The 18752-nt window shown below is 33.9% G+C and carries 14 protein-coding genes and 1 riboswitch; of the genes, 2 read left to right on the forward strand and 12 right to left on the reverse strand.

Annotated elements, in window-relative coordinates; translation table 11 throughout:
- Positions 1 to 4 precede the first annotated feature (4 nt).
- The 8 genes from AC3VI6_RS13070 to AC3VI6_RS13105 form a co-directional block, all read right to left on the reverse strand.
- Complete coding sequence (locus tag AC3VI6_RS13070; RefSeq protein ID WP_497706528.1) at positions 5 to 907, reverse strand: substrate import-associated zinc metallohydrolase lipoprotein; 903 nt, start codon at positions 905 to 907, stop codon at positions 5 to 7.
- 18 nt (positions 908 to 925) lie between these two features.
- Entirely contained in the window at positions 926 to 2413 is a 1488-nt protein-coding gene (locus AC3VI6_RS13075; protein ID WP_497706529.1) for a RagB/SusD family nutrient uptake outer membrane protein, read from the reverse strand.
- A 12-nt stretch (positions 2414 to 2425) separates the two neighbouring features.
- Positions 2426 to 2842 (reverse strand): hypothetical protein, encoded by a 417-nt coding sequence (locus tag AC3VI6_RS13080; RefSeq protein ID WP_497706530.1) that lies wholly within the window; start codon positions 2840 to 2842, stop codon positions 2426 to 2428.
- 88 nt (positions 2843 to 2930) lie between these two features.
- Entirely contained in the window at positions 2931 to 5816 is a 2886-nt protein-coding gene (locus AC3VI6_RS13085) for a SusC/RagA family TonB-linked outer membrane protein (RefSeq protein ID WP_497706531.1), read from the reverse strand.
- Between the two features lie 364 nt (positions 5817 to 6180).
- The gene (gene leuB / locus AC3VI6_RS13090; protein WP_497706532.1) at positions 6181 to 7296 is read right to left on the reverse strand and encodes a 3-isopropylmalate dehydrogenase; all 1116 of its coding nucleotides are present in this window, start codon (positions 7294 to 7296) and stop codon (positions 6181 to 6183) included.
- A 10-nt stretch (positions 7297 to 7306) separates the two neighbouring features.
- The gene (leuD, locus tag AC3VI6_RS13095; RefSeq protein ID WP_497706533.1) at positions 7307 to 7888 is read right to left on the reverse strand and encodes a 3-isopropylmalate dehydratase small subunit; all 582 of its coding nucleotides are present in this window, start codon (positions 7886 to 7888) and stop codon (positions 7307 to 7309) included.
- Position 7889: 1 nt separating this feature from the next.
- Positions 7890 to 9272 (reverse strand): 3-isopropylmalate dehydratase large subunit, encoded by a 1383-nt coding sequence (gene leuC / locus AC3VI6_RS13100; RefSeq protein ID WP_497706534.1) that lies wholly within the window; start codon positions 9270 to 9272, stop codon positions 7890 to 7892.
- The gene (locus AC3VI6_RS13105) at positions 9272 to 10447 is read right to left on the reverse strand and encodes a 2-isopropylmalate synthase (protein WP_497706535.1); all 1176 of its coding nucleotides are present in this window, start codon (positions 10445 to 10447) and stop codon (positions 9272 to 9274) included. The genes leuC and AC3VI6_RS13105 overlap by 1 nt, the downstream gene beginning before the upstream one ends.
- Before the next feature lie 132 nt (positions 10448 to 10579).
- On the opposite strand from AC3VI6_RS13105, the gene AC3VI6_RS13110 reads away from it, so the two are divergent.
- The gene (locus tag AC3VI6_RS13110; RefSeq protein WP_497706536.1) at positions 10580 to 12142 is read left to right on the forward strand and encodes a hypothetical protein; all 1563 of its coding nucleotides are present in this window, start codon (positions 10580 to 10582) and stop codon (positions 12140 to 12142) included.
- A gap of 113 nt (positions 12143 to 12255) precedes the next feature.
- On the opposite strand, the gene metF is transcribed toward AC3VI6_RS13110, so the two are convergent.
- The 4 genes from metF to AC3VI6_RS13130 form a co-directional block, all read right to left on the reverse strand.
- Positions 12256 to 13212 carry a methylenetetrahydrofolate reductase [NAD(P)H] gene (gene metF / locus AC3VI6_RS13115; protein ID WP_497706537.1) on the reverse strand — a complete coding sequence of 319 codons (957 nt, stop codon included), beginning with the start codon at positions 13210 to 13212 and terminating at the stop codon, positions 12256 to 12258.
- Between the two features lie 228 nt (positions 13213 to 13440).
- The gene (gene metH / locus AC3VI6_RS13120; protein WP_497706596.1) at positions 13441 to 16095 is read right to left on the reverse strand and encodes a methionine synthase; all 2655 of its coding nucleotides are present in this window, start codon (positions 16093 to 16095) and stop codon (positions 13441 to 13443) included.
- Positions 16096 to 16219: 124 nt separating this feature from the next.
- On the reverse strand, positions 16220 to 17248 hold the full coding sequence (locus AC3VI6_RS13125; protein ID WP_497706538.1) for a homocysteine S-methyltransferase family protein: 1029 nt from the start codon (positions 17246 to 17248) through the stop codon (positions 16220 to 16222).
- A 50-nt stretch (positions 17249 to 17298) separates the two neighbouring features.
- Positions 17299 to 17403: riboswitch (SAM riboswitch) on the reverse strand.
- 165 nt (positions 17404 to 17568) lie between these two features.
- The gene (locus tag AC3VI6_RS13130; RefSeq protein ID WP_497706539.1) at positions 17569 to 18072 is read right to left on the reverse strand and encodes an ecotin; all 504 of its coding nucleotides are present in this window, start codon (positions 18070 to 18072) and stop codon (positions 17569 to 17571) included.
- Positions 18073 to 18423: 351 nt separating this feature from the next.
- Here AC3VI6_RS13130 and AC3VI6_RS13135 point away from each other — a divergent pair, with 351 nt between their 5' ends.
- Positions 18424 to 18732: a hypothetical protein gene (locus AC3VI6_RS13135; protein ID WP_497706540.1), complete on the forward strand. Its 309-nt coding sequence runs from the start codon at positions 18424 to 18426 to the stop codon at positions 18730 to 18732.
- Positions 18733 to 18752: the final 20 nt, after the last annotated feature.

Here is an 18752-nt window from a genome sequence, read left to right on the forward strand (position 1 = left end):
TTTATTATGGTAATCTGTTTGAAACCTCTTCTTGTAAATCGAATATGTTAATATTCCAAACCTGAGTAAAATAGCTAGTCATAATGTCTTGCTTTGTTCTTAACAGTTGCTTTGCTTCTCTGGTTTTTTCTTCATCAATCACATAGGTGAAAGTTGTCCAGTCGAAAATTGGATTTCCATACTCATCAAGCTCGTATACTTCAATTCCATCAATATGCGCATCCCACTCATCTTTTGAACGCAGTAAAAATTCTGAAACCATCTCTACAAAATCTTCATCAGGACTTTTCATTGCATATGGTGTAATAAATCCTTTACTCAATGCTTCTTTATTAGAAAAGTTAAACCACGTAGTTGTATATTCTGGAGTTAAATCTTGGTACTCTACCGAATAGGTTACTTTTTGGTGTAAAATATGTGCAAACTCGTGATGAATGGTTTTTAAACTGTTTAATAACTCTTTATCATCATCTTCTTCCATATAATTCAAATCGAAAATGGTAATTTTTCTACCTCCTTCTGCTTGTCCTAATACAATTGAACCGTTGGCATTGTAGTTATGACTACCCACCAAAACAATCAATTTAGGAATGTACGTTTTTACAAAATCTGCTCCACCATGAATAATATAAGGTTCTATCCAAAGCTCTTTAATCGATTCTAAAAAAGGGATTACTCTATGAGCTTCTGGCGGTGTTAACGGACGAGAATTGTCTAATTCTGAATCATCCCAACGGTATTTTACTTCAATATTATACGGTGTGGTATAATTATCACGAATCCATTGATCTATTGGGTTCAATTGTGGTGTAGAAGTATCAATTAATGAATCTCCTAACTCTTCTTCTTGTGTACATGAAGTTATCAACATAACTCCTGTAAGTAAAAGGCATATAAATTTTTTCATAATTAGTAGTTTTAAAGATTAACGAGGGTTTGGAGTAATACCTGATGCAATTGCAGATGATGGTATTTGTAACACTCTTCTTAAATCATTTCCTGGTAATACCATTTCGTTGCCATCAAAGGTTTTGTGTACTACTGGTATGTGGAATCTTTTGATGTCAAACCATCTCATTCCTGAGTGAATAAAGTCTCTACGTCTCCAGTCTAAAATAAATTTTAAGAAATCCACTTTGTCTTCAGCAATCGGATAATGTGCTGTTAACTGAGTGTCATCATTCTCATATATAGCTCTAATTTCATTTTCTTCAATAGGACCCGAAGTACTATAACTTGTCGATCTTTTACTGTAGAAAGCGTCTAAATCTACCAATGCTGAACCATAATCACCTTTCATTACGTGTGCTTCTGCTCTATTAAAAAGCACTTCTTCCATTACAAATAACGGAGCCATTAACATCGGATACCCTACATTAGCATTAGCACCTCCTACCCTTTTAAAATATTCTTCATATTTATGAATGTGGAAAAGCGTTTCTGAACCTACTACCTTGTACCCAAGGTTAAAAGCATTGATAGGAGAATCGAACAATTCTTCTTTAATATCGTTTACCAAAGCATATCTGTATACAATGTAGCCTCTTGCCCATAATGAGTTTGTACTTGCTAATAATAAATTAGCTGGTTCTTCAGCTTTGGTATACGCTGCTCCCATTTCGTTAACAGTATAAGTTTGGTATACACCGTTCCAATCTCTTAATTTACTCGCAGGATTAGCTCCTAATACTAAATCAGCATGTTCAATTACTTTATCCCACTCACCTTTATACAAATAAAAACGACTTGCAAAAGCATGTGCTGCAGCTTGGTTAAAATGATATTTTGGTACGCTATAAACATCATCTTTAATTAGCTTAAGTCCTTCAACAATATCTTTTTCTAAATGAGTGTAAATCTCTTCAACTGTTGCTCTTTTATACGATTTAAATACAGTTGTTTCTGGCTCAGTTACTAACGGAACACCTAAATCTGAACTTGCAGTAGCAGGATCGTAATGTTTTGCAAATAAATTCACTAACATAAAGTGTGAATATGCTCTTGCTAACAACGCTTCTCCTTTTTGTGCTGAATAGTTTTCAGGGTCTTCTACTCCTTCAATCATGTCTAAAGCTTCATTGGCATGTGCAATAGCTTTATAACAAGCGTTCCAGTAAAAAGTTGGTGTACCGTGTTCTACTGTGGTATGATCTTTCCAAAAGAATGCTTCAGAATTTTCTAATCTGTCTTGAATATAATCTCCTTTCTCCTTGTCGCCTGCATTATCGGTCATGGTTTCAGTAAAGTTCATGTACGTTGCATCAGGATAAGCAGATACTAATAATTCACTTACTTTTTCAGGTGAATCTAAGGTTGCTCTATTATCTGGAACGGTATCTAAATAATCACTGCACGAAAAAAACAATCCGCTAGCAACCATTAAAAACCATATGTATGTTTTAAAATTTTTCATAATTTCTATAGTTTAAAATCCTACTTTTAATGATAAGGTATACTGCTTAGATACTGGCATTGCTACACCCCCAGCTCTAAAGAATTCTGGGTCTTGACCTTTTAATTTTTTGTCTGAATACAGTAAAAATAAATTCGATCCTTGCAACCTTATTTGTCCGTTAGTAATACCAAGGTTTTCTAAGACTAACTTTGGAAAATCGTACGATAACGATATTTCTTTCATTCTTATAAAAGACCCATCTGCTACTCTTGCATCTGAATAATTATAAGCATTGTAAGTTCTTTCATAGTTTACATCGTAAGCTCTGTTTGAAAGAATTACAGGCACATCGGTTACTTCTTCATCTCCTGCTAACACCCAACGGTTTTTAAACTCTTCTGGTAACGCATCTAAATCTGAATAACGTGCTTTAAATGATGGATGCAAACGAATCTTGTTTCCGTATTGGTACGAGATAAAAGCATTTAACGTAAAGTTGTTGTACTTAAAGCTGTTGGTAAGACCTCCTGTTACTTTAGGGTCGATTGGTCACTTCATACTTTAAGAAATCTGTATTTTCTGATTGGAAGTTTATATCTGTTGAAACTTCTCCGTCTTCATTAATAAATGTTGGAATTCCATCTTCATTTAATCCCGCAAAAGGAATAGAGAACAATCCACGAACAGGATATCCTTCTAACGCCCCTCCTGTACTTTGAACTAAATCGAATACGTTTGGTGATGATTTTAAATTCGTAATCTCATTTTCGTTATACGCAAAAGTTAAGTTTGTGTTCCAAGAAAACTCTTTTCCTTGAATATTTTTAGTTCCTAAAGTAAATTCAACTCCTTTAGACTCCATATCTGCGTAATTAGCAAACTTGTAAAACTCACCACCAATACCCGAAGTACGGATGTTACCAATTAAATCAAATCCGTTTCTTTTATAAGCATCTAAACTTAAATTGATTCTGTTATTGTACAACCCTAAATCAACCCCAACATTGGTTTCATACTGCTTTTCCCAAGTCAATTCGCTGTTTTCTAAAGACTGAATAAACATTTGAGATTCTCTTTCTGAATCGTAAGGACGGTCAGCAACTTGGTTCATTAATATTAAACTAGAGTTTCTTGCAGGTCCCATACTTGCTGTTAATCCGTAAGTTCCACGGAATGTTAAGTAAGAAATTACATCAGAATCTGCTAAAAAGTCTTCTTCGTGTGCATTCCATGAACCACTCAAGTTCCAAGTTGGTAACCAACGGGCACTTTTCGCTTTTCCTAAAAGGTTAGAACCATCGTATCTAAATGTTCCGTTTAAGGTATATTTTCTGTCAAAAGAATAACTTCCTGTTGAAAAATACGCTAAGAATCTATCACGGTATTCTTGCATTCCGTAGTAACTAAATCCTGATTGTACTTGTTGTTGAATAAATCGATAATCGATAAAAGGAATTCCTCCTCTATCATATTGATATCCAACTCCGTCAAAAAATGAATTTTCCCTGTTTGAATACTTTAATTCTTGCCCTACTAACACATTTAAAATGTGTTTGTCGTTATAAGTTTTATTCCAGTTTAAAGTATTTCTGAAATAGTAATTGAATAATAAATCGTCTTTTCTATTGTAAAAACCTCCTTTTGGTAATACTACTACTGGTAGCGCGTCTGGATTTGCTAAATCAGAAAATAAAAATCTGTTTGATGAAGCTATTTCATAAGTATCATCTGCTCTATAGGCATTTGCTAAATTTGATTTTTCAGTAATTTTATGCTCTTGGGTAGATTTTACATAACGTAACGACCCTACGAAACTATAGTCTAAATCATCCGTGATTTTATAATCTAAATTTCCTTGAATTTTTAAGTCAAGTACATCCATTTCTATCTGGTTGTTCTGTAACTCTTCAATAATATTGAAAGGAGCATAATTCATACGATAGTATTCAAAACTACCATCATCTTCATACGGCTTTAACACTCTACTGGTATTCAACGCAAAACTAAATGGGTTGATATCGAAATTACGATCGAAAGCACCATCTACAGGATTTCTATTTCTTTTAAACGTACCTGGAGCTGTTTGCTGACGAATAGACCCTCTTGTTAAAAACCCAATTGATAATTTATCTGAAGCTTTTACATTTCCTTTCGCATTAACGGTAAAACGAGATACGTCGTCAGCTAAAGTCCATCCTGCATCATCATAAAAGCTTGTTGAGAAATAAAAGTTCCCTTTATCAGTTCCTCCTGATAAGCTTAAGGAGTGATTTTGAATAATTGAGTTTTTAAATAATACATCAAACCAATCAGTATTGTTTCTTTCATAAGACTGTAAAAACTTCGCACGTGCTTCTGGAGTGTTTTCTAATCCGAACTTTCCAGTTTCTGGATAGTACGTATTGATTAAATCGTACATTTTTTTGTACACCCCTCCGTTACTTTGTCTTGAAATTTCAGCATGATTTAACCAACCTTTACTTTCTAACTCACGGTAAACAGACATTTGGTCTACCGAATTCATAATATTGTAGTTGTTATAGGTTGGTTTAGCACGTAAGGTTTGCTCTCCTGAATATGAAATAGTCACCTTACCTGTTTTACCTTTTTTAGTGGTAATTACAATTACTCCGTTCATTGCACGTGCACCGTATAAAGCTGTTGCCGAAGCGTCTTTAAGAATTTGGAAACTTTCAATATCATCAGCATTTAAACCTGCTACTGACGAACCAATTAGTGTAGCCGCATCACCCGATGATAATTGGTCTGGAGAAACATCAACCACATCTTCTAAAACAACTCCATCAACTACCCATAAAGGTTTGGTGTCTCCAAAAATAGATGAAGCTCCACGCACACGAATTTTAGGCGCAGCACCAAAAGTACCAGAAACGTTTTGTACAGAAACCCCTGCTACTTTTCCTTCTAAAGCTCTACTCACATCTGCCATACCTTGTAAAAGGTCATCTTTTTTAACTTTGGTAGCAGCACCTGTAAATAAACGACGGTCTATTTTTCGGTATCCATCAGAAGTAATTACTACTTCATCTAATTGTTCTGAAGCTTCTGCCAATGTAATATTCACTACTTTTTGGCTCGCCGATACTACTTTCTCTTTAGTTTCCATTCCTAATAAAGAGAATACTAAGGTTACTTGATTTCCTGAAGCTACTTTTAAGGTATACTTCCCATCAAAATCTGTCGAAACACCAATTGTTGTTCCTTTAATGACTACTGTCACTCCAGGTAAAGGCATTCCATTTGCATCTGTAACAGTTCCTGAAACCTCATAAGCTTGCTGATCTTCTACAGTAAAAAACTCATTGCTTCGCTTATCAATAATTGTTTCATGGTTGTTTGAAGCGTTTAATAAAAAAGGAGCAATTAGCATACCTATAAACAACAATGATTTATGGGGCATACAGGAAAGTACTCCGAGATTAAAACATTTTTTCATAATCGTGTAATTATTTGTTGAACTTTGTTTTTTACAAGTAAAGCTTGTTGCTTTTTTACTTGTTTTTAGATAGTAACCGCTATAAAATCAACGGGTTAAAATCTCGTTCACAAAATTGACGACTAATCTCGTAACTCCCTAATTTTCAGTATAGACAAAAGGGGTCGAACCCTATTTTTATACCCAGACAAAAGGGGTCGTTTGTAAGTTTTTATGATTTTTTTGAAGATAAATGCAAAAAAGACTTGCATTCTTTAAAAGATGTGTAAAATAAAAAAGTGAAGGTTAAAAAACCTTCACTCTTCATTATTATAATGTTTTGACATCGTTAAATGATTGTGCTCTGACCCATGTGTACATTTTGAAAATTAATGTTACTATCTTCTTGGTTGTGAATATAGTCGGCAATAAAATCACCTACTTTACTCGTTCCAAAATGTTTTTCTGAATTGATATCTTCAGTCGTGATTCCTAATTCTAACGATTTTTCAACTGCTGCTTCTACGACTTGAGCTTCTTGTAATAAACCTAAGTGTTTTAATAACATCGCAGCTGATAAAATTGAAGCTAACGGATTGGCAATATCTTTTCCTTTTGCCTGCGGAAAAGAACCGTGAATCGGCTCAAACAGTGCGTTTTCTTTTCCGATAGACGCCGACGCTAACAAACCAATTGAACCACCAATAACACTAGCTTCATCTGAAAGAATGTCTCCAAAAAGATTTTCTGTTAAAATTACATCAAACTGTTTCGGATTTAATATTAGCTGCATCGCTGCATTGTCTACAAATAAAAAGTCAACTTCTACATCAGGATACTCACTTGCCATAGTTGTAACTGTTTTACGCCATAATCTTGAAGTTTCTAATACATTAGCTTTGTCAACCAAAGTTAGCTTTTTACGTCTTTTTTGAGCTGACTGAAAAGCTAAATGTGCCATTCGTTCTATTTCTTCAACCGTATAAGAACAACCATCAAAAGCATGTTTTCCATCATCGCTAAGTTCTTTTATTCCGAAGTAAATACCACCTGTTAGTTCTCTGTAAATATCAATATCAGTTCCTTCAATTCTTTCTTTCTTTAAAGGTGAATTATGAATCAACGTATCATATGCTTTTACAGGACGTACATTACAAAACAAGCCTAACTCTTTTCGTAAACGTAACAACCCTTGCTCTGGACGCACCTTAGCTGTAGGATCATTATCATACTTTGGATCGCCAATAGCTCCGAATAAAATAGCATCACTTTTTTTACATGATTCGATAGTTTCATCAGGTAACGGATTTCCTGTTTTATCAATAGCACAAGCTCCCATTAAAGCTTCTTCAAATAAAAATGTATGATCGAATACATCTCCTATGGCTCTTAACACTTTTTTTGCCTGTTCTGTTACTTCTGGTCCTATTCCGTCTCCTGGAATTACGGTTATATTGTACTTCATATATTTCTTTTTATACCATTTGTGCTTCAAAAGCAGTTATTTTATCTTTTTTACTAATTAAGAAATCAATGTCATCATACCCATTTAACAAGCATACTTTTTTATACGAATTGATTTCAAAATCTACATTCCCTACAGGTGTTTTTAGCACCTCATTTTCTAAATCGACAATGATAGTAGTGTCTGGTTCTTCTGTTACTTTTTTCAACAATTTTGCTAAATATTCCTTCGGAACTTGTATCGGTAAGATTCCGTTATTGAGGGCGTTTCCTTTAAAAATATCTGCAAAAAAACTACTGATAACTACCTTAAAACCATGACCTGCTAACGCCCAAGCTGCATGTTCTCTACTAGAACCACAACCAAAATTATCTCCTGCTATTAAAATACTTCCGCTATAATTATCATTATTTAATACAAAATCTTCATTTAAACTTCCATCCTTTTTATAACGCCAATCTCTAAACACATTATCACCAAAACCATTTTTGTCAGTCGATTTTAAAAAGCGTGCTGGTATAATTTGATCTGTATCAATATTTTCTGTTGATAATGGTATGGCTGTATCAATCAGTTTTACAAACTTTTCCATCTTAATTTAAGTGTTTAGTAATGTCTATTATTTTACCTTCAATAGCTGTTGCTGCTGCTACAAGCGGACTTGCTAAAATAGTACGTGCTCCTTGTCCTTGACGTCCTTCAAAATTTCTATTAGATGTAGAAACACAATATTCTTTTGCTGGAATTTTATCATCGTTCATTGCCAAACATGCGGAGCATCCTGGTTGACGTAATTGAAAACCTGCTTCTTCAAAAATGGTTTGTAATCCTTCTAACTTAATTTGTTTCGCCACTTGTTGTGAACCAGGCACTAACCATGCATGCACATTAGATGCTTTTTGCTTCCCTTTTACATAATTAGCAGCGACTCTAAAATCTTCAATTCGAGAGTTTGTACAACTTCCAATGAACACATAATTAATCGGTTTATCTATTAAAGATGTTCCTTTTTGAAAATCCATGTATTGCAGTGACTTTTCAAAGGAAATATCATTTAAAAGGGGAATATTTTCAGAAATTTTTATACCCATTCCTGGGTTGGTTCCATAAGTTACCATTGGTTCAATATCTTCTGCTTCAAACGAATATTCTTTATCAAATACTGCGTTTTTATCCGTTTTCAACGTTTTCCAATACGCTACTTTTTTATCAAACTCCTCTCCTTTTGGAGCAAACTCACGTCCTTTTACGTAATCGAAAGTAGTCTCATCTGGAGCAATCATACCTCCTCTTGCTCCCATTTCAATACTCATATTGCAAACGGTCATACGTCCTTCCATAGACATTTCTTCAAACACATTTCCTGCATACTCACAGAAATATCCAGTCCCTGAATTTGTCCCTAGTTTTGCAATAATATATAAGATTACATCTTTTGGTAATACGCCATTTTTCAACTTTCCATTCACGTTTACACGTAAACTCTTAGGCTTTTCTAACAACAAACATTGGCTTGCAAATACCTGTGCAACCTGACTTGTACCGATACCAAAAGCAATAGTTCCAAAAGCACCATGAGTTGAGGTATGGCTATCGCCACATACCATGGTCATTCCTGGTTGTGTAATTCCTAATTCAGGAGCCATTACATGGACAATTCCATTATAACGATGACCTAACCCATATAAAGTGATGTTGTTTTCTTCACAGTTTTTGGTCAACTGTTCCAGCTGATTTCGAGACAGCTCATCTCTTATCGGTAAATGCTGATTTACTGTTGGTGTATTATGATCAGCCGTTGCTACAATCTTATCAGGTCGTGCAATCGGAATATTACGTTCTTTTAATTCATTAAATGCCTGTGGACTTGTTACTTCATGAATTAAATGCTTGTCGATATATAGAATCTGTGGTCCGTCTTTAATGCTATCAACCACATGCACATCCCAAACTTTATCAAATAATGTCTTTCCCATTAGGCTATGGCTATTTTTGAAATGTTGTTAACTTGTTTCATAATTTGATGAATATCTTCATCTATCACTTCTTTTTGTCTATCAGCAAACTGCAAGAAGGTTTTATAAGCAGTATCTAATTGAATTTTGGTTAATTCGTATCCAATTTTTTTGGCACGATATGCTAAAGCTGCTCTTCCGCTTCGTGCTGTTAACACAATAGCACTTTCATTAACCCCCACATCTGCTGGATTGATAATTTCATAAGTCTCACGATTTTTAATCACTCCGTCTTGATGAATTCCTGAACTATGCGCAAAAGCATTGGCTCCCACAATGGCTTTGTTAGGCTGAACAGGCATTCCCATTTTTTCGCGAACCATGATACTCGTATCATATAACAATTTGGTATTAATATCTGTTTGAAGATTTAAATATGGATGTTGTTTTAAAATCATAACCACTTCTTCTAACGCTGTATTTCCTGCACGCTCACCAATTCCGTTAATTGTACATTCTATTTGACGTGCTCCATTAATAGCTCCTGCGATAGAATTGGCAGTAGCTAATCCTAAATCATTATGACAATGGCAAGAAATAATCACATTTTCAATCCCTTTTACGTGTTCTTTTAAATACTTTATTTTTGCTCCGTATTCTTCTGGTAAACAATACCCTGTAGTATCAGGAATATTCAATACTGTTGCTCCTGATTTAATAACCTCTTCGCAAACTTTTGCTAGAAAATCGTTATCTGTCCTACCAGCATCTTCAGCATAAAACTCTACATCGTCTACAAAATTCTTCGCATACGAAACTGCTTCTTTAGCTCGTCTAATTACTTCGTCTTTTGAAGCATTAAACTTGTATTGAATATGAGAGTCGCTAGTACCAATACCTGTGTGAATTCTAGGTTTATTAGCAAACTTTAAAGCATCAGCAGCCACTTCAATATCTTTTTTTACAGCTCTGGTTAATCCGCAAACTGAAGCGTTTTTAACCAATTTAGCAATTTCTTGTACCGACGTAAAATCACCTGGACTCGACACAGGGAAACCTGCTTCTATTACATCAACTCCTAAAAAATCAAGTCTTTCGGCAATAATTAATTTTTGTTGGGTATCTAATTTACATCCTGGGGCCTGTTCCCCGTCTCGTAAAGTAGTATCAAAAATTTGAATTTTATCGTTGTGCATAAATCTAACTATGATTATCAGAATAAAATCCAAATGTATATATTGGCTTTTCTAACAAACTCTTTTTAAATGGGTTAGTTACGATATCAAAACAACAAAAAACAAAAACAAACTACTGAAAGACAAAAAGTTATGCGTAAACCAATTACATTCTCCAACCAACAAAATGACGCATTATTTGTTTTGATAAAGTCGTTATCAAAATCAGAAAAACGTCAATTTAATTTATATGTAGGTCGTTTAGGTGGTAATGTAGATGCGAAATTCTTTACCCTTTTTAAATTGTTAGAAAAACAAAAATGTTACAACGAAAAAGCAATTATTGATAGTGGTGTTGTTAGTAAACAACAACTTTCCAATTTAAAAGCGCATTTATATAAGCAAATACTTATTAGTCTTCGTATGAATCCTGCTCATAAAAACATCAGAATTCAAATACGTGAGCAGTTAGATTTTGCTACTGTTTTATATCAAAAAGGATTGTACAAACAAAGTTTAAAATTGCTTGAAAAAGCAAAAAATATGGCAATTGAAAATGAAGAAAAAAATATTGCCTATGAAATTGTTGAGTTGGAAAAAGTGATTGAAAGTCAATATATAACCCGAAGTATCGACACGCGTTCAGATGAGTTGGCTATTCAAGCAAAAGAACTCAGTCAGCAAAATGTAATAGCTAGTAAACTATCTAACTTATCACTGCAATTGTATGGAACCTTATTAAAAAACGGGTACGTAAAAAATGATGAAGAACTGCAACGCGTAAATTCTTATTTCAATTCTAAGTTACCCGAATATTCGTATGAAAAATTAGGATTTAGAGAAAAATTATGGTTATACAAAGCACATTTATGGCATAGTTTTTTGACACAGGATTTTTTACAGAGTTACAAGTACGCCAACAAATGGGTAGATTTATTTAAAAATGATGCTAAGAATATTTCTTTACACCCTGTTTTTTATTTAAAAGGGAAAAATTATCTATTAGAAAGCTTATTTTTTATCAAGCACTATGATAAATTTAAAGAAGAACTTTCTTTATTTGAAGATGAGATTGAGGCTAAAACTATTCCTCAGAATAGTAATACTGAAATCCTTACCTTTTTATACTATTATGCCAATAAATTACACCTACACTTCCTAGAAGGCAACTTTTCAGAAGGTGAATATTTAGTAGACATTATCAATGAAAAAATTGATGAGTATAAAGATCGTTTAGACACGCATCATATTGTTGTATTTTACTACAAAATAGCATGTTTGTACTTTGGTATGGGCAAAAACAAAGAATGTATTTTATACCTAAATAAAATTATCAAATCTAAACATATTGATGTAGCACAAGACTTACAATGTTTTGCCAGAGTATTGTGTTTAATTGCTCATTATGAATGTGGATTGGATTACGATTTAGAACGACAATTTAAAGATACCTATCGCTTTTTACTAAAAATGGAGAATCTTCAAGAGGTTCAAAAGGAGTTTATTTCTTCTATAAAAGCATTAGGCGATGTATATCCTCATCAAATAAAAAATGAGTTTAAGAAAATATACGATCGCTTAAAAGTATATGAGAATCATCCTTATGAAAAAAGAGCTTTCTTGTATTTGGATATTCTTTCTTGGCTGGAAAGCAAAATAGAAAACAAACCTGTAGCACAAATTATTCAGGAAAAATTTGTTGCTGTTCAGAAGTAACTCTTCAACTGCTCTCAGTGTCCTCTATTTCAAACAAAATAGACCCCAAAACATACGTTTTTTAATGAGATTTCTCACACTTCGTTTCACTCGGTTCGAAATGACACTTTTTATTAGAAAACTGCCTCAGCAATTTGTTGAATATTGGTTGATCTTCCCATTGAGTAATAGTGTAAAATAGGAACCCCTCTTTGTTGCAGCTCTTTACTTTGTGCAATACACCATTCTATTCCAACTTGTCGTACTTCACTATTGTCTTTACATTTAATTACTTCTTTTATCAACGCATCTGGTAAATCTACTTTGAATCGATGTGGAATTAAATTCAATTGTTTTTTAGTTGAAATTGGTTTTAATCCTGGAATGATAGGGACTGTTATACCTTCTTCTCTACATTTATCTACAAACTCAAAGTATTTTTGATTGTCAAAAAACATTTGTGTTACTATATAACTGGCTCCGTTTTTTATTTTTTTCTTTAAAAAATGAATATCAGAATCTAAACTTGGTGCTTCCATGTGTTTTTCTGGATAACCAGCTACACCGATACAAAAATCAGTTTTTGAGGAGTTTTGCAAGTCATCATCCAAATATCTTCCTTTATTTAAGTTCTCAATTTGAGTTACTAACTCACTTGCATACGCATGTCCGTCCTTTTCTGGCTTAAAATAAGTTTCGCTTTTTACAGCATCACCACGCAACGCAACTACGTTATCGATACCTAAAAAATCGAGGTCTATTAAGAAGTTCTCGGTATCTTCTTTGGTAAATCCTCCACACAAAATATGTGGAACAGCATCTACTTGGTATTTATTTTGAATTGCCGCACAGATACCTACCGTACCTGGGCGCTTTTTTACTACTTGCTTTTTTAACAATCCGCTTTCTAACTCTTTATACACGTACTCTTCTCGGTGATAAGTTACGTCTATAAACGGCGGATTGAATTCCATTAACGGATTAATATTTTTGAATATCGAATCAATATTATCTCCCTTTAACGGTGGAAGAATTTCAAACGAAAACAATGATGTTCCGTTAGCTTTTTCTAAATGTTCTGTTACCTTCATAAGTATAGCTTATAAAGGCATATTTAACTTACATCAGCGAAGCTGCAAACAACGATAAAACTGCCATAATTGCTAGTTGAATTGCAAACCTGATTTCTAATTGATATTTCTTCATTACATCTGATTTTTATACTGCAATATTACTATGTCTTTTTAGCTTTTATCTTAGCTTACTTAAAACTTATTGTTAATTAAATACGCTCTTTTTATTGGTTTTTTAATTTATTATTAATTGTCTGATATATTTGGATGCAACCATTTTCTGGCTTTTTCTAAAGGAATGTTTTTTCGCTCTGCAAAATCTCTTACCTGATCGTCTGTTATTTTACCCAAACCGAAATATTTAGCTTCATTATTGGCAAAATAATATCCTGAAACAGCTGCTGCCGGCCACATAGCTAAACTTTCTGTCAAGGTTACTCCTATATGCTCTTCAACTCCTAACAATTCCCATATCGTCTCTTTCTCAAGATGATCAGGACAAGCTGGATACCCAGGTGCAGGACGAATACCTTTATATTCTTCTTTTATCAATTCATCATTGGTTAAATTTTCTTCGGAAGCATAGCCCCAGTGTTTCGTTCTTACTCGATGATGTAAATATTCAGCAAAAGCTTCAGCAAAACGATCGGCAATGGCTTGTGCCATAATAGCATTATAATCATCGTGATTTTCTTTGTACTGTAAGGCTAATTCATCAGCTCCAAAAATGGCGGTACAAAAAGCTCCTATATAATCTGTTCTTTCTGTTTCCTTTGGAGCAATAAAATCTGCCAAAGCAAAACTTGGTTTTCCTTCTCGCTTTTTTAATTGCTGACGTAAGGTTCTAAACACTGCGATTTCTTTTCCTTTCTTTTGAACTGAAATATCGTCGTCGTTAATTGTGTTTGCTTCAAACAAACCGAAGATTGCTTTAGGTTTTAATGCTTGTTTTTCTATGATGAGTTGTAACATCTTCTGAGCATCTGCAAACAAATTGGTTGCTTCTGTACCTACTACTTCATCTTCTAAAATATCAGGAAACTTTCCGTGTAAATCCCACGAGCGAAAAAACGGACTCCAGTCAAAATAAGGTACCAAGTCTTTTAAACTTACTTGTTCTAATTTTTGTACGCCTAGTTCTTTTGGTTTACTAATATTAGTAGTGTCCCAATCTATTTTGAATTTTCGCTCTCTAGCTTCCTCAATTGGTATGTAGTGCTTCTGTTTTCCTCGTTTTAAGAATTTATCTCGAAACTCTTCGTAATCTTGCTTCAACTTGGCAACATATTCGTTTGAGGTTTCTTTATTTAGTAAATCTCCTACTACAGTTACCGCTCTTGATGCATCGTTTACGTGTACTACTGCGTTTTTATACTGTGTATCAATCTTTACAGCAGTATGTGCTTTAGAAGTTGTTGCTCCTCCTATTAATAAAGGAATCTCCAAATTTTGACGTTCCATTTCTTTGGCTAAATACACCATTTCATCTAACGAAGGTGTTATCAATCCGCTTAAACCAATAGCATCTACCTTTTCTCTTTTGGCAGTTTCTATGATTTTTTCTGGAGGAACCATTACTCCTAAATCTACAATCTCATAATTGTTACAACCTAATACTACAGATACGATGTTCTTACCAATATCATGCACATCTCCTTTTACGGTTGCCATTAATATTTTTCCAATAGCTTTTTGCTCCTCACTTTTTTCTGCTTCAATAAAAGGATTCAAATAGGCTACGGCTTTTTTCATTACTCGGGCAGATTTTACAACCTGAGGTAAAAACATTTTTCCTTCACCAAACAAATCACCTACCACATTCATCCCGGTCATTAAATGTCCTTCAATTACATGTAGAGGTTTTGCAACACTCAAACGAGCTTCTTCAGCATCTTCTTCTATAAAAGCGTCTATTCCTTTTACTAAAGAGTGTGTAATACGTTCTTGAAGTGGGAAACTCCTCCATTCTAAAACCTGCTCTTTGTTTTCTGCTTTAGTCCCTTTTACCGTTTCGGCAAATTCTAATAAACGTTCAGTAGCATCATCTCTTCTATCTAAAACAACATCTTCAATATGTTTTAATAAATCATTCGGAATATCATCGTAGACTTCTAACATCGTAGGATTTACAATTCCCATGTTCATTCCTGCTTTGATAGCATAGTATAAGAATACCGAGTGCATCGCTTCACGAACAACATCGTTTCCTCTAAAAGAAAACGACACGTTACTTACTCCACCACTCACACTTACATGCGGTAAGTTTTCGCGTACCCATCGGGTAGCTTCAATAAAATCCAACGCATTTTTTCGGTGTTCTTCCATTCCTGTTGCTACAGGAAAGATGTTTAAATCAAAAATGATATCTTCTGGTGGAAAACCGACGATGTCGGTTAATATATTATAAGAACGCTCTGCAATTTCAATTCTTCGCTCGTAAGTATCTGCTTGTCCTACTTCATCAAAAGCCATGATAATTACAGCAGCTCCGTATCTTTTTATCTGGGTAGCTTCCCAAATAAATTTTTCTTCACCTTCTTTTAAAGAAATAGAGTTTACTACCGATTTACCTTGTACTACCTGTAAACCAGCTTCGATAATTTCCCATTTAGAACTATCAATCATAATAGGAACTCTGGCAATATCAGGTTCAGAAGCTATCAGGTTTAAAAAACGTACCATCGCTTCTTTCCCATCAATCAAACCATCATCCATATTAATATCGATGATTTGTGCTCCTCCATCTACCTGATGACGTGCAATTGCCAAGGCTTCATCAAATTTTTCTTCTTTTATTAATCGAAGAAATTTACGTGATCCTGCTACGTTTGTTCGCTCCCCAACATTGATAAAATTACTTTCTGGAGTAATAATCAGTGGTTCTAACCCCGATAATTTCATGTATCTCTGCCCCTCTCCAACCTCTCCCAAAAGGGAAGAGGCTTTTGTTGTAGTATTTTTTATATCTCTATCACTCATCTCTATCTTTACTGTTTTTTATGAAATACACCATTCTTAATCATCACTAACTTAACTTCCCTTCCCTTTTGGAAGAGACTGAGGGTTGGGCATTTCGTGGTTTGTACTTCGCTGCTACTGCTGCAATCGCTGAAATATGTTTAGGCGTAGTACCACAACATCCACCTATGATATTGATTAAATTTTTCTTTAAATATTCTTCTATCTGATTGGCAGTTTCTTCAGGAGTTTCGTCATATTCTCCAAAGGCATTCGGTAATCCGGCATTTGGATGTGCAGAAATGGCAAAGTCCGTTTTAGAAGCAATCGCCTCTAAGTGCGGTTGTAATAAATTGGCTCCTAAAGCGCAATTAAATCCTACGGATAACAACGGAATATGAGAAATCGAAATCAAAAACGCCTCGGCTGTTTGTCCTGATAACGTTCTACCTGAAGCATCGGTTATCGTTCCTGAAACCATAATAGGCACTTCTATATTTCGCTCTGCTTTTACCTCTTCAATGGCAAATAAAGCAGCTTTGGCGTTTAGAGTATCAAACACGGTTTCTACCAACAAAATATCTGAACCACCATCTAACAAAGCTTCTACTTGTTGCTTATAGGCAATGCGTAATTCATCAAAAGTTACCGCTCTATATCCTGGGTCATTTACATCAGGAGACATACTTGCCGTGCGGTTTGTAGGTCCGATAGAACCTGCTACAAAACGAGGTTTATGTGGTTCTTTTGAAGTGAATTCATCAGCTACTTCTTTGGCTATTTTGGCAGATTGGTAATTTAACTCATATACCAACTCTTCCATTTGGTAATCTGCCATGGCAATGGTGGTTCCAGAAAAAGTGTTGGTTTCTACAATGTCTGCTCCTGCCGCAAAGTACTTTCTGTGTACTTCTTTTACGGCTTCGGGTTGCGTGATGGATAACAAATCATTGTTTCCTTGCAACGGAGTTGGGTATTCTTTAAAACGTTCTCCACGAAAATCTTCTTCAGTAAACTTATATTCCTGAAGCATGGTTCCCATAGCACCATCGAGCACGAGGATTCGTTTTTGTATTTCTTGATAAATGTTTGACATTCCTGATATTTAGTGTACTGTTATCAGGAAAAGAGGAAGTAAAATTCTTTTCGTTATCTCTCTGCCAAAGCAGTAGAATGTAGCACCTTCTTTGTTTTCACAAAGGGTTGCTAAGGTTTCAAAGGGTCTATTCCCTCCACCTTTCTTGATAACATCAATACGTTAATGAACGGAACAAAGTTATAGTATTATTTTTTAGTTAACAAAATTAAAATAGATAAAAGAAAAAAAGTAGTGTATTAATTCTAAAAAGGAAAAGCAGCAAATAGTATTTGCTGCTTTTCTTATATAAAGTTGTAATAAATCACAGCGCTTTAAGTTTATTTCTGTTTTACCTCACTTGCATGATACACATCATCTTCTGCCTTGAATATCTTAAATTGAACATCGTAACCTTCTGGTACATAAATAACAATAGGTAATTTTCCGTTGTATCTTACTGTTGTTGGTTGACTGGTAACAAACTTTCTAACTGTGCTATTTTCAAAACAAGCCATTTGAGTAGATATAACTCCACCATCTGTAGTAAAATCATAATACGAATATCCCCATCCTTTAAGATCCTTTTTCTCTATACTTCCTACAAGTCCGTGCTTATTACAAGTATCTACTTCCATCCACTTTCCAATAACAAATTCTATTTTTTTGTTACTATCATTAGCTGAATGAGGAACTTCTATAACCATTTGTTTAAATCCTTTCTCTGGTTTAGGGTATATTGATAAATCCACTTTCTTTAAAGATGTTTGTCCTACTGCCATAGAAGTAATAGTTAAGAATGTTATTAAAAATAATTTGCTGATTTGCCCTGAAATTGTTCTCATAATAAAATAATTTTCCTAGAGCTTTTCAACATGTATGCCAAAAGTTAATCTAATCAAGACTTTTACATTCATCGTTAAATCATTTACCATTCTTTTAACAACTATGGAAAATGGTGTTAGAATACAAAAACATTGTCTATTAGCTTGTTAGATAATTAATTATTATATCTAAAACTTACTAATATAACCATACATTTTTTGTTCGCTTTTTTATTTTGTTTTATATTGGAGACTTGTAACAAAAAAAAATAAAATTGCTAAAAATTCTACTTATCACATTTAGATACATAGGTAAAAGAAGTTTTAGTTCTTTTATAACGAGTTGGCAATAATTAAAACCAAGAATAACCTATGATTTACGATGTATTGATTATAATAGTCTTCAAATTAATCCTGATAATAGGATTTACTTATTTATTAACTAAATGGAAAACAAAATCAGGCAAAAGGCTTCCTGCAATTATATATTGGATTTTAGGACTTTTCTTTGTATTTGTAATGTCATTTAACATTATTGAATGGTTATTGAATTACTTTTTCTACGAAGAAGGAAGTCTTCTTGCTGACAAAGACTCTCTAAATTCCTTGAGTGCTTTAATGGGATTAGTAGTGTACTTAATAATCGGAATAAAATACTTTGGCAAGAAAGCTAAAAAATAGTGAAATCTTAAAAATAAAAT

Source organism: Tenacibaculum sp. TB-56, from assembly GCF_059716275.2.